Origin of the sequence: Priestia sp. YIM B13491, assembly GCF_042787605.1 — a bacterium.
GTDB lineage: Bacteria > Bacillota > Bacilli > Bacillales > Bacillaceae_H > Priestia > Priestia megaterium_E.
Window position 1 is genome coordinate 52,717 of sequence record NZ_JBHZOR010000009.1, and the last position, 12,373, is coordinate 65,089.

The following is a 12,373-nucleotide window of genomic DNA, read 5'->3' on the forward strand; positions in this document are numbered from 1 at the left end:
AACGAGCACAGATGAAACAGCTGCACACACTATTTGGGGATAAAATGATTAAGGCTAAAATCCCTTCTCAATTTGAACGTTACAAATGGTTTTCATATGATGAAGGCTTCATTGGAATTGAACACACGGCTTTATCTCAAAAAGAGCAGGCGTTACTTTCTGCTTTTTTAACCCCTTATGATGAGAAAGTTTCTTTACTAACGCCAGAGCAATTGTATTGGTCAAACCTGTTATTTGAAGCACCTGAAAAAGTCATTCACTCTCATCATACGCACCATTCTTTTCGCTTCACCCAGTTTTTAATTAAACGTTTGTTTGAACAAAAAATAGAGTTTGAAAATGCGCTTCACGCCTTGTATTCTACCTCGATTACTGTGTTGTGGATTGATAAACAATCAGGTATCGTTATCGAAACCTTTAATGATCCTAATGACTTAACTGAAAATTTATCAGATTCTATCGAGGTGCTATGTCATGATTTTGAAACTTCGATTCAGTTCTTTGAAGGACAAATTCACTTTTTTCCGTCTTCACCGCGATTAATTTTTGAGCGTGAAAAGAAATGGTTTTATCAAATTAAGCATACAGTCGAACAAAACCATGTTATCCATTTTGCCGACGTTTTACCCCATTTGGTTCTGCAAGAGTCTTCAGAGGCAATCCAAAATCATATGATACATTTACTTGACTTAGTAAAAGATGATGGAGATCTTTTAGAAACGATTAAAGTTTATTTAGAATGTAATTTAAACGTATCTCTTGCTGCTAAGAAATTGTACATGCATCGCAACAGCTTGCAGTATAGAATTGAGAAATTTATTGATCGCACACACCTTGATATCAAACACTTCACAGGAGCTGTGTCTGCTTACTTAGCCATTCTTGCTTTAAAAAATTTGCAAGATGGAGAATAAAATGAAAGGGTTTTCGTAAATAGTGCACGAAAACTCTTTCTTTTTTTTGTGCATGTTTGCCATTTACCGTTTCATTAAAAAAAATTACACTAGAGTTAAGAAAACGGTTTCACAGAGTACATACAAGGGGGAAATGGAAATGGCTGAATTACGTTTAGAACATATTTATAAAATGTATGATAAAGATGTGACGGCGGTAAAAGATTTTAACCTTCACATTCAAGATAAAGAATTTATTGTATTTGTTGGGCCTTCAGGCTGCGGAAAATCGACAACGCTTCGTATGGTTGCAGGGCTAGAGGAAATTTCCAAAGGTGATTTTTATATTGACAGCAAGCGTGTAAATGACGTAGCTCCAAAAGATCGCGACATTGCAATGGTATTCCAAAACTACGCATTGTATCCGCATATGAGCGTGTATGACAACATGGCTTTCGGCTTAAAACTTCGTAAATTACCAAAAGATGAAATCGAACGCCGCGTAAAAGATGCCGCTCGTATTTTAGGACTTGAGCAATACTTAGAGCGAAAGCCAAAAGCATTATCTGGCGGGCAGCGTCAGCGTGTAGCTCTAGGTCGTGCAATCGTTCGTGATGCTAAGGTCTTCTTAATGGACGAACCTTTATCAAACTTAGACGCGAAATTACGTGTGCAAATGCGTTCTGAAATTGCGAAGCTTCACCAGCGTTTGGGTACAACGACAATTTACGTAACACATGACCAAACCGAAGCAATGACAATGGCTTCTCGTCTGGTTGTTATGAAAGATGGGATTATCCAGCAGGTTGGTACACCAAAAGAAGTATATGAAAAACCTGAAAATGTATTTGTAGGCGGGTTTATTGGTTCTCCTGCTATGAACTTCTTAACCGGAACGTTAAAAGACGGGAAGGTTCAAGTAGGCGATTCTCTTCTTGCAGTTCCGGAAGGTAAAATGAAAATACTTCGCGAGCAAGGATATTTAAACAAACAAATTATTTTAGGCATCCGCCCTGAAGATTTCCATGATGAGCCTGTATTTATTGAATCTTCACCTGGCACAAAAGTTACAGTCAAAGTCGATGTATCCGAGTTAATGGGAGCTGAAACCATGCTTTATTCTAAACTTGGCGGACAAGATTTTGTAGCACGCGTAGATTCAAGAACAGATATTAAACCACTTCAGTCTCTGGACTTAGCATTAGATATGAACAAAGCGCATTTCTTTGATGCAGAATCCGAACAACGCATCCGTGCTGAACAGGAATAAAAAAAGACCCCTAGGGGTCTTTTTTTATTCCTGTATTTGCTTCAATTCTTCACTGTGACAAGTAGAGCAGTAAAAGAGATGAATACATTGGTGATTTGCTAAATCACTAGGATACCCATTTTCTATTTTTAACTGATCGATTTCCATGTAAGCACTGTAATCATCAAAATAATCGCTGACTTTGCCCATATCCCCCAGCACTCCTCCACATGTTTTGCACGTCATTTGTACATCACTAAACCCATTACATAAGGAACAAATCGACATCCGCACACCTCACTTTACCTGATCAATATGTACCTATAATATGCACGGAATAAAACTCTCTTACTCTTTATCAAACTCCACACAAAAATTTCTATAAATTACCAACAGATTTCTATGTATATGTTTTTTTCCCTTTCGCCATAATACTAGTAACAACCGAGCACAACAGCTCGCAAGCATTGAGTTACGCCGCGGTAGGCAAGCAGATCTAATCGATGCATCTGCTCGGCTGGTTCAACTCCAGCTAACTCAACCATTACAATCTATTTTATCTAACGAGGAGATGAATACACATGGCAAATTATCAAAACGCATCAAACAGAAATTCATCAAACAAGTTAGTAGCGCCTGGTGCTCAAGCTGCTATCGATCAAATGAAGTTCGAAATCGCTAGTGAGTTTGGTGTAAACTTAGGACCAGATGCAACAGCTCGTGCGAACGGATCTGTTGGTGGCGAAATCACAAAACGTTTAGTACAATTAGCTGAGCAAAACCTAGGCGGCAAGTACTAATATTAACTAATTTCATATTATGGCTTTAGCGCTCCAAGATTTCTTGGAGCGCTTTCTAGTTTCTTTTAATCAGCTTCCTCATTCTTATTCGCAAATGACTTTACGGAAACTTTGCGAATACGTCGATTTTCTACTTCCTTAATGGTAAACAATATCTCTTCATATGAGAAAAAGTCTCCTTTAGCAGGAATATGATCAAACTGCTCATATATCCATCCCCCTAAGGTATGGCACGTACTGTCAGGAGAACTAACCGCTATATAGGTTAAAAATTCATCAATAGGGATGTCGGCGTTAAATTCGTACTCCTTTTCCCCTATCTGGTGTACATACTTAACAGCTTCATCATGTTCATCCCAAATCTCTCCTACAATTTCTTCTAATATATCCTCTAAGGTCACAAGACCGGCCGTTCCCCCAAACTCATCAACTACAATTGCCATGTGAACCTTACTTTTTTGGAGCTCTGGCAATAGAACAGATATTTTCATGGATTCTACTACAAAAATAGGTTGTCTCAACAAATCACGAATAGAAATCTCTTTTCTTTGGACTAAACAGGTTAAAAATTCTCTTTCTGATAAAATGCCAATAATATTATCAATATGATCTTCGTATACAGGGACTCTTGAATATCTCTCTTCAAGAAACATTTGACAAACCGAATCAATATCGGCATTTACGTCAACTGCTGTGACATCTATTCTAGGTTTTAAAATTTGCCCCACCACAATGTCATTAAAATTGAGTGAACGATGAACTAGCTCTTTTTCAATATTATTAATCGTTCCTTCTTCTTCGCTTAAATCTACCATCACTTTAATTTCATCTTCTGTAATCGTTGGTGTAGGAGCAGACGCTAACAAGTGAGAAGTTCCTTTTTTCACCTGTAAAAATAAGAAGGAAATCGGGGTTAACAATTTAATAATAATAAATAACAAGGAAGAAATCATCAGCGCAAAAGATTCGGCATGCTCTTTAGCTAACGATTTTGGCAAGACTTCACCAAAAATCAAAATGATGATGGTCATAACGATGATACTAATCACAAGTGCTAGGTTTCCTTTAAACATATCGAGGGCAATTTTGGCTGCCAAAGAGGACGCAGCAATGTTTACGACAATATTTCCTACTAAAATTGTCGATAGCGTCTGCTCAAAGTGTTCAGCAATATGCAGCGCTTTTTTACTTCCCCGATATTTTTTCTCAGCGTAATGTTTTAAACGAATTTTATTTACGCTTGAAAAGGCTGTCTCGGCAGATGAAAAGAAAGCTGATAACATAAGCAAAACGACTAATATCATCATTTGATTCAGAGGCAAGTCTCCCAAAAGACATTCACTCTCCTATTTTTTTGATTTTTCTGTCTTTTTATCATATCAAATTTTTTTGTTGTTGAATATTTCATTCATCAACTTTGTATTACTTTATGCTACGCATGCTTTTTATTATGAATAAGTATACAGATTGTATATCCTAAAGAATAGATACTATCTTTTATAGAGGGGTGTAGCCAATGAAAATTTTACTATTAGGCTCTACAGGGCGAGTTGGACAGTCTTTATTAAAAATGATGCTAAAAGATGAAAACGACGTTACTGTACTTGTTAGAGACCGCAATAAGCTACAGGTTAGTCATCCAAACCTACATATCTTACAAGGCGATGTACTTCATCAAGAAAATATCAACTTTGCCCTCAAGCACCAAGATATCGTAGTCAGCGCGTTAAATACAGATGGTGCAGAGACGATTTCAAAAAGTATGCCGCTTATTATAAACAGCATGAAGTATTACGGCGTTCATCGTATTCTTACTATTGGAACTGCAGGCATCTTACAATCACGAACAGAACCAGAAAAGTATCGTTTTCAATCAAATGAATCAAAGCGTAAAACGACGAGAGCAGCAGAAGATCATTTAAAAGGATACTTACACTTGAAGGAAAGTGATCTAAACTGGACGGTTATATGCCCAACATACTTGCCTGAGGGTGAAATAACAGGCACATATCGAGTGGAAAAAGATATTTTACCAGCTGATGCCGTTAAAATTTCAACGGGAGATACCGCTCACTTTACCTACCATGAGATATGGGCTCAAAAGTTTTCCAAATGCCGCGTTGGAATTGCTTATTGAAAAATCAGGAGAACTTTTCGTTTTCAAAACGAGAAGTTCTACATCCAGAAAATACCGATTATAGCTAATCCACCTAGCACAAAACCTCCTATTTGACCAACGAGAGCCGGTGTCAAAACAGGCTTTCCTTTTTCTTTCTCTAATGTGCTAATATCAAGCTTCATCTGATACATTTCTTCTTTTAAATCTTCAATCTGGCCGTGCAGCGCTTGAATCTGACGTTCTTGGTCACTCATTCACTATCTTCCCTTCCCTTTTTTATTTTTATCATATGCGTAAAAAAGTTAAAGCTTTACTTTTCGTCATCACTTTTTCTAAATGATAAAAACTCCTTTCCCCGGCTTTAGGATAAAAAACTCTTTCCTTCTCATAATAAAAAAGAATAGAGTCCTTAGTCACTGTTGAAAGGAGAACACGATGATAAAACTTGTGTTGATTCGGCACGGACAAAGCGTGTGGAATCTTGAAAATAAATTTACAGGCTGGACGGATGTAGATCTTTCTAAAAATGGATTGCAAGAAGCGCGAGAAGCTGGAAAAGTGCTAAAGAAAAACGAATATACTTTTGATATTGCCTATACTTCTGTTTTAAAACGATCCATTCGCACTCTGTGGATTGTCTTACATCAAATGGACTTCATGTGGATTCCCGTATATAAATCTTGGAGGCTGAATGAACGGCACTACGGGGCTCTTCAAGGTTTGAACAAAGAAGAAACCGCAAAAAAATTTGGAGAAGAGCAAGTGCATTTGTGGAGAAGGTCGATGAACGAACGCCCTCCTGCTTTAGAGACAACAGATATTCGCTATGAAGCTTCCAACCCTAAGTATAAGGAATTAGCTAAGGGACAATTTCCTGTAACGGAAAACTTAGCCGATACAGAAAAGCGGGTTCTAGAATACTGGGACGAAACTATTGCTCCTTCTATTAAAGCTGGCAAAAAGGTTATTATTTCCGCTCACGGTAATACGATTAGGGCTCTGATGCAGTACTTGGATAACATTTCGCCTGATGGCATTGCGAACTTGAATATTCCTACAAGCGTGCCGCTTGTTTATGAGCTTGATGATAATTTAAAGCCCCTTAGACATTATTATTTAGGCATCGATGGAGAGATTCCTACCCATATTCCTTCTTCATAAAAAACGTGCCTAGATTGTAGGCACGTTTTTTTATATGCTTGAACGAAAGTATTTTCCATACGCCCAGTGATTAGTAGGACCGTGTCCGGAACCAATTTCAAGCGTGTGCTTAATCGCATAGTGAACAAAATCGGAAGCGATTTGAACTGCTTCAACCACGCTTTTGCCTTTCGCTAGTTCAGCTGTGACGCAAGCAGCAAACGTGCATCCCGTTCCATGTGTATGCTTTGTATTCATCTTTTCATGCGTGATTTCAACGTACGTATGACCATCATACACTATATCAATCATATCTTGATGAGATTGATCATGTCCGCCTTTAATTACCACGTGCTTTACACCTAGCTCATGAATCTGTTTTGCCGCTTCTTTTCGGTCTTCGATCGTGTGAATTTCTTTACCCGTGATGACTTCCGCCTCCGGTATGTTCGGCGTAATAACTTCACAAAGAGGCAATAATTCTTTTAGAGCCTGTACGGCTTCTCTTTGAAGAAGAGACTGACCGCCTTTTGCAATCATAACGGGATCAACTACAACATTTTGCAGGCCGTACTGTTTGATTTTACGAGCCACTGCGTAAATAATATCAGCACTGAACAACATACCTGTCTTCACTGCATTAGGAAATAAGTCAGTGGCAATTGAATCTAACTGAGTTTCAACTGCTTCTGCTTCTAAAGGATAAACTCCTTGAACGCCAACTGTATTTTGTGCGGTCACAGCTGTAATAACAGACATGCCAAAAACGTCGCGCTCTTGAAATGTTTTTAAATCTGCTTGAATGCCTGCTCCTCCACCGCTGTCTGATCCAGCAATGGTTAATGCTTTTGGTACTGTCATGCTTGAAACCTCCATCTCTTTCTTACCCAATATACCGATGATAAAGTGACTTTGCTTCTACTATATCGTTTGTTCCATGGACAAAGACGCGCCCATCTTGAAACATAACTAAACGGTAATCATCTACATAAAAAGAAAGCAGATACGGATTTTGTTCAATTTTATATCCTTTTTCTTTTAATCGTTCACCTAAAGACTGCAGCGGCTGCTTGGCTGATTTGCCCGGACGGATTTGTACCGTGTTTCTTCCGCATAGCACAGCTGTTTTCGTTTGATTTTCATATTGTAAAAAGGGATACGTTTGTTCACTGCCGCATGAGCGGCAAGCAGATTTGCGAAACACGTTCACATTGATGCTCGTATACTCATTTTTCCATACGTCAAACGAAACAAGTTCTCTCCTAAGCGCATTCCAGTCTCCGACTAATATTTTTAACACTTCTGTTACTTGATGAGCGACTACCATTTGAACAGCAGGACTAATAATCCCCACTGTATCACATGTTAACCCTCCAAGCGGTACAGATTCAAGCAAACAGGATAAACACGGTGTTTCACTTGGTATGATAGTATAACTAATTCCATAACTTCCTACACATGCTCCGTAAATCCAAGGAAGATCATATTTTTGTGATAAATCATTCATTACAAGGCGTGTGTCAAAATTATCGGTTGCATCAATCATAACATCTACCCCCTCAACAAGCTGTTCTAAAACTTGAGGGGTACCGTCTGCTACGTGCGCTTCTACTTTTACATCGTGATTAATATCGTGAAGCCGTTTTTTAGCGGCAATTGCTTTTGGAATTCTTTTATCAGCATCTTTTTCACTATACAATTGCTGCCGCTGAAGGTTGCTCCACTCTACATAGTCCCGGTCAATGAGCGTTATTTTCTTTACCCCCGCTCGCGCAAGAGCCTCGGCGTTCCCTGTTCCAAGAGCACCTGCTCCTACAATCAGAACATGCTTTTCTTGAATTAGCTGCTGTCCGCCTTTTCCAATAGGTTGAAACAGTTCTTGGCGGGAATAACGATTAATCAACCGATACTCATCCCTTCTGTTGGACTGCTTGCCGTTGCATATTGTTTCTTTTCAATACGTCCTGCTTCAAATGCTGCTCGTCCTGCTTCAATCGCTAGCTTCATAGCACGAGCCATTTTCACAGGATCTTTTGCTCCTGAAACAGCTGTATTTAATAACACACCATCTGCTCCTAGCTCCATAGCTTGAGCTGCGTCTGAAGCCGTTCCAATACCTGCATCTACAATTACTGGAACAGTTGATTGTTCAATGATAAAACGCATGTTCAACGGATTAATAATACCTTGACCTGAACCGATAGGCGAAGCTCCTGGCATAATGGCATGTACGCCTAACTCCTCTAAACGACGCGCAAGTAAAACATCATCTGATGTGTAAGGTAAAACGGTAAAGCCCTCTTTTAACAGTTCTTCACTGGCTTTTAATGTTTCAACTGGATCAGGAAGCAGCGTTTTATCACATCCAATTACTTCTACTTTCACCATGTCACAAAGTCCAGAAGCCTTTGCTAATTTAGCAATACGTACGGCCTCTTCTGCATTTTTTGCTCCAGCAGTGTTAGGCAAAAGAGTGAAACGCTTCACATCAAGCGCTTCTAATAAATTAGGCTGATTTTGATCAAAAATATCCATTCGTCTAACAGCAAATGTTAAAATTTCGGTCTCCGACTCTTCTACCGCTTGACGCTGAGTCGTAAAGTCTGGAAATTTCCCTGTTCCTAATAATAAACGTGAATTAAATGTATATTGTCCAATTTTTAACATACTCTTCATCCTCCTCCTACAAATGAAACGACTTCTAATGCATCTCCATCTTTCAAACTTGCATCACTATGTTCTTCTTTTTGTAAAATATTCTTGTTTAGCTCAACAATTACCACTCGTTCATGCAGGTTCTGAGCCTGCAACAAGTGCTGAACCGTTTCAATTTCATCTCCAACAGTAACGGTCTTACCATTAATGATTAGATTCAATGAACTCCCTCCATTACTCTAGTTAGCTGAAATGATGTAAAAAATGAATGATTCGGCTTTTTCCCTAACAAAGCATCAGCCATAATTTTTCCAGTTGCAGCACTTAATAAAATACCATTTCGGTAGTGGCCAAACGCCATGTGTAGATTCGCTATTTCAGGATGCTCTCCTAAATAAGGCCAGCCATCATTTGTTTGTGGACGAAGACCTGCCCATGCTTTTTCAAATGTAGCATCTTTAATAGCCGGCAGAAGCGCAGAAGCTTTATTCAGCAAAAATTGAATACCTTGTGCAGAAACCGTCTTGGTAAAATCATGCTGTAGCTTAGTTGCCCCTATTACGATTCTTCCACCAGTCTTTGGCACTAAGTAAAAACCTTCATCTAAAAAAATCGTTTTAGAAAGCAGTGGCTTATGACTTTGCAGAGCAATACACTCCCCTTTTACAGGAAACACCTGACCTAAATGTTCAGAAGAAATAAAGCGTTTAGCCCATGAGCCTGCTGCAATAACTACTTTTTCTCCATAAAAAGAGCCTTTGGACGTCTGTACACCTTTTACCGTTTCATTTTCCATAATAAGAGAATGAACGTCACAGTATTCGAATACATCTGCTCCGTGATACAAGGCTCCATGAGCAAGAGCCTGGGTTAACTTAGCCGGAGCTAGCTGGCCGTCTCCCGGTATTGTAATGGCTCCGTATATGTCTGGAGAAAGCCCGGGTTCTAACAAACGCGCTTCTTTTACATCGATCCATCTTACATGTTCATCCCACCGGTGGTGCTGAGCGGCTTTTTTCTTTAATACGTGTGCATCTTCTTCTGTTACAGCAACTTTTAATAAGCCTTTTTGAATGAGCTCTACGTCGATGGCCGTTTTTTCTTTTAGTTCCTTCACCAGTTCGGGAAACATGCTTCTGCTCTTAATAGCAAGGTCTAAAAGAGGACCTTCTTCATCAATTTCAGCTTGAGCACCTAAAATACCAGCGGCTGCACTTGAAGCTTCACAACCAATTTGATTGCGTTCAAGAATAGCTACTGACGCTCCTTGTTTTGACAAATGATAAGCGATAGAAGAGCTGATTATACCTCCTCCGATTAACAGTACATCATAATGCTGCTTCATTTTCTCCACCTCCAGATGTCCATATATGAGAATATTGTTTAATCGCTTTAAGGGGATCTTGCGCAAGCATGACACCAGACATCACAGCTATACCGTGTGCTCCTGTTTGCAGCACCTCTTTGGCATTTACAGGTGTAATTCCTCCAATGGCAATAACCGGTATCTGCACAGCATCTACTACTTCTTTTAGCGCTGCTATCCCTCGACTTCTTAATCCTTTTTTTGAATGTGTTGAATAAATATGTCCGTATAGAATGTAGTGAGCACCATCTTTTTCAGCTTCTAAAGCCTCTTCCACAGAGTGAACTGACTTTCCGACCATGAGAGAAGGAAATGCGTCTATAACAAACGAAACGTCTAAACTATGATAGGCAAGCTGTACGCCTTTTGCTTTTAAAGCATGCGCTACATCAACTCGATCGTTCACAATAATTTTAGAGCAACAAAATGGCAGGCTTTCTAGTAAACATTGAATCTGCTTTGCCGTTTTTTCTTTTTCTCTAATATGAACGGCGCCCGCAAAAGGCGCGATAGCTGTTAAAATTTTTTGAAGCTCTTCGATTGGCTGCTTATCTGTTGTAATGACATGAAATTTAGGAATATCCACATGATCGAAACCTTTCCATTCAGAATAAAGAGAAATTTCAATCACTTCATCTTGTGTAGAGGGCTTTATTACATACAAAAAACCACTCTACAACGTAGAGTGGTTAGCATGCATCTTTATGTAAACATGATCGCCACTTCCCTACGCTGGTCCAAACCAGATCAGGTTCAAAGGGTCCGAAATACATTCGTCTCAGCTTCAAAAGCTCCCCTAGTGATTGCTATTTATTGATTTTGTTTTCGTACTTAAAATTATAACACAACTAGATGTAAATACAATATCCCTTTATGCTCTTACGGCTCTCTTCCTTTTATAGAGGTATCTTTTAGGCTTCTTTACTAAGAGGCTCGGCGCACCGCATCATTCTGCTTTTTATATGGTTAGTAATCGGTATAGTCGTCGAATTCTTCTTTGTCTTTTTCCTTTTTCCGATCCCATATAAACAGCAGGAGTAACATAATAAAAGTTAGAATATAAAAACCGTAAAAAATAAATGCTGCCACAACATTTATAAATAAAAATAAAAAACCGATGATCTGACCTGCAACAGCTACAATCAACAAAATGTATTTCCAAACTTCTGCTTTTCTATCCATTCTCTACTTCTCCGTCTTTTTGTTTTTCCCTACTAGAAACGTTCTCTTTACTTAAATAAAAACGTCCCTGCCAGTAAACCGACTGTAAATAAACCAACTGTTCCAAATGCTGAAATCCCCACGTACGCCAACATTTTTCGATAAGATTTTTCTCGAATTAACTGTACGGTTTCCACACTAAACGTTGAAAAAGTGGTAAAGGCACCAAAAAACCCAATGCCAATCATTAAAAATATTGAATCATCATAAGCATGACTCGGAACCTTTCCATAATAACTACCGTAAAAAAGACCAAGTCCAAACGCACCGAGCAAGTTTACAAACAGCATTGATACTGGAAAAGGAGGGTTTGAAACTGTTTTTGTAACTTTTAAACCCAAAAGATAACGGCATATTCCTCCAGCTGCCCCGCCAAGTGCCAAGCTCACTATGCTCATTTACTTCACCTCATGTACTTTCACTAAATTTTTTCCTGCCGCTTCACCGCATAGATAGCCTGCTAAAGCAAGAAAGATTCCACCTACTAAAGAGACAAATACATAAATTGCTCCACCAAATAAATGGTGCTGAGTGAGAGAAATGACATCTCCTGCAAACGTTGAATACGTTGTAAAACCGCCGCATACGCCAACTCCTAGTCCAAGCTTTATCCATTCTTTTGGCTTTTTCCACACAAAAAATCCTGTTAATAGGCCTAGTATGAAGCTTCCTAATAGGTTTTCAATTACCGTTCCTATTGGATAGCCCGTATATAATAAGGAAAGATTCAGCAAATAACGTGCATATGTACCAGCGATAGCACCAAAGGCAATTGAGATTAAGTTTATGGCTTTCATCATATCGCTCCGTTTCATAAATTCTTCTTTAAGTGTACCATAAGGAATTTATTTCTACCTTAACATTTAACTATATGTTTATTGCACCAAAAGTCATGAAAAAATGAAAGAGAAAATCGTCGCATGAAACTTC

The 12,373-nt window shown here is 38.8% G+C and carries 17 protein-coding genes and 1 riboswitch; of the genes, 5 read left to right on the forward strand and 12 right to left on the reverse strand.

Features of this window, described 5'->3' with window-relative positions; genetic code table 11:
* Nucleotides 1-11 precede the first annotated feature (11 nt).
* Both ACFX4E_RS23700 and ACFX4E_RS23705 read left to right on the forward strand, forming a co-directional pair.
* On the forward strand, nt 12-914 hold the full coding sequence (locus tag ACFX4E_RS23700) for a PucR family transcriptional regulator (RefSeq protein WP_098250122.1): 903 nt from the start codon (nt 12-14) through the stop codon (nt 912-914).
* Nucleotides 915-1,053: 139 nt separating this feature from the next.
* Nucleotides 1,054-2,163: an ABC transporter ATP-binding protein gene (locus ACFX4E_RS23705; RefSeq protein WP_098526268.1), complete on the forward strand. Its 1,110-nt coding sequence runs from the start codon at nt 1,054-1,056 to the stop codon at nt 2,161-2,163.
* Nucleotides 2,164-2,187: 24 nt separating this feature from the next.
* Here ACFX4E_RS23705 and ACFX4E_RS23710 read toward each other — a convergent pair whose 3' ends face one another.
* Complete coding sequence (locus tag ACFX4E_RS23710; protein WP_306460673.1) at nt 2,188-2,352, reverse strand: hypothetical protein; 165 nt, start codon at nt 2,350-2,352, stop codon at nt 2,188-2,190.
* Nucleotides 2,353-2,723: 371 nt separating this feature from the next.
* Between ACFX4E_RS23710 and ACFX4E_RS23715 the strand changes: the two genes are divergently transcribed.
* Nucleotides 2,724-2,942 carry an alpha/beta-type small acid-soluble spore protein gene (locus tag ACFX4E_RS23715; RefSeq protein ID WP_013055290.1) on the forward strand — a complete coding sequence of 73 codons (219 nt, stop codon included), beginning with the start codon at nt 2,724-2,726 and terminating at the stop codon, nt 2,940-2,942.
* Between the two features lie 65 nt (nt 2,943-3,007).
* Here ACFX4E_RS23715 and ACFX4E_RS23720 read toward each other — a convergent pair whose 3' ends face one another.
* Nucleotides 3,008-4,273 (reverse strand): hemolysin family protein, encoded by a 1,266-nt coding sequence (locus ACFX4E_RS23720; protein ID WP_028410262.1) that lies wholly within the window; start codon nt 4,271-4,273, stop codon nt 3,008-3,010.
* A 185-nt stretch (nt 4,274-4,458) separates the two neighbouring features.
* Between ACFX4E_RS23720 and ACFX4E_RS23725 the strand changes: the two genes are divergently transcribed.
* Entirely contained in the window at nt 4,459-5,079 is a 621-nt protein-coding gene (locus ACFX4E_RS23725) for an NAD(P)-dependent oxidoreductase (protein ID WP_013081655.1), read from the forward strand.
* Between the two features lie 38 nt (nt 5,080-5,117).
* Here the strand turns inward: ACFX4E_RS23725 and ACFX4E_RS23730 are convergent, their stop codons facing one another.
* Nucleotides 5,118-5,315 carry a hypothetical protein gene (locus ACFX4E_RS23730; RefSeq protein WP_016762958.1) on the reverse strand — a complete coding sequence of 66 codons (198 nt, stop codon included), beginning with the start codon at nt 5,313-5,315 and terminating at the stop codon, nt 5,118-5,120.
* Nucleotides 5,316-5,496: 181 nt separating this feature from the next.
* Between ACFX4E_RS23730 and gpmA the strand changes: the two genes are divergently transcribed.
* Entirely contained in the window at nt 5,497-6,222 is a 726-nt protein-coding gene (gene gpmA, locus ACFX4E_RS23735) for a 2,3-diphosphoglycerate-dependent phosphoglycerate mutase (protein WP_013081653.1), read from the forward strand.
* A 30-nt stretch (nt 6,223-6,252) separates the two neighbouring features.
* Here the strand turns inward: gpmA and thiD are convergent, their stop codons facing one another.
* The 9 genes from thiD to ACFX4E_RS23780 form a co-directional block, all read right to left on the reverse strand.
* Nucleotides 6,253-7,062 carry a bifunctional hydroxymethylpyrimidine kinase/phosphomethylpyrimidine kinase gene (gene thiD, locus ACFX4E_RS23740; protein ID WP_102813500.1) on the reverse strand — a complete coding sequence of 270 codons (810 nt, stop codon included), beginning with the start codon at nt 7,060-7,062 and terminating at the stop codon, nt 6,253-6,255.
* 22 nt (nt 7,063-7,084) lie between these two features.
* Complete coding sequence (locus tag ACFX4E_RS23745; RefSeq protein ID WP_377238632.1) at nt 7,085-8,104, reverse strand: thiazole biosynthesis adenylyltransferase ThiF; 1,020 nt, start codon at nt 8,102-8,104, stop codon at nt 7,085-7,087.
* Complete coding sequence (locus ACFX4E_RS23750; protein ID WP_013055283.1) at nt 8,101-8,868, reverse strand: thiazole synthase; 768 nt, start codon at nt 8,866-8,868, stop codon at nt 8,101-8,103. Before ACFX4E_RS23750 ends, ACFX4E_RS23745 begins: the two co-directional genes overlap by 4 nt.
* 5 nt (nt 8,869-8,873) lie before the next feature.
* Nucleotides 8,874-9,077: a sulfur carrier protein ThiS gene (gene thiS, locus ACFX4E_RS23755; protein ID WP_028410259.1), complete on the reverse strand. Its 204-nt coding sequence runs from the start codon at nt 9,075-9,077 to the stop codon at nt 8,874-8,876.
* A complete protein-coding gene (gene thiO / locus ACFX4E_RS23760; protein ID WP_028410258.1) occupies nt 9,074-10,201 on the reverse strand; it encodes a glycine oxidase ThiO in 1,128 nt (375 codons plus the stop codon). The genes thiS and thiO overlap by 4 nt, the downstream gene beginning before the upstream one ends.
* Nucleotides 10,185-10,808 (reverse strand): thiamine phosphate synthase, encoded by a 624-nt coding sequence (locus ACFX4E_RS23765; RefSeq protein WP_028410257.1) that lies wholly within the window; start codon nt 10,806-10,808, stop codon nt 10,185-10,187. Before ACFX4E_RS23765 ends, thiO begins: the two co-directional genes overlap by 17 nt.
* Before the next feature lie 121 nt (nt 10,809-10,929).
* Nucleotides 10,930-11,030: riboswitch (TPP riboswitch) on the reverse strand.
* A gap of 158 nt (nt 11,031-11,188) precedes the next feature.
* Nucleotides 11,189-11,404: a hypothetical protein gene (locus tag ACFX4E_RS23770; RefSeq protein WP_013055279.1), complete on the reverse strand. Its 216-nt coding sequence runs from the start codon at nt 11,402-11,404 to the stop codon at nt 11,189-11,191.
* 47 nt (nt 11,405-11,451) lie between these two features.
* The gene (gene crcB, locus ACFX4E_RS23775; protein ID WP_028410256.1) at nt 11,452-11,841 is read right to left on the reverse strand and encodes a fluoride efflux transporter CrcB; all 390 of its coding nucleotides are present in this window, start codon (nt 11,839-11,841) and stop codon (nt 11,452-11,454) included.
* Nucleotides 11,842-12,240: a fluoride efflux transporter FluC gene (locus tag ACFX4E_RS23780; RefSeq protein ID WP_377238635.1), complete on the reverse strand. Its 399-nt coding sequence runs from the start codon at nt 12,238-12,240 to the stop codon at nt 11,842-11,844.
* Nucleotides 12,241-12,373: the final 133 nt, after the last annotated feature.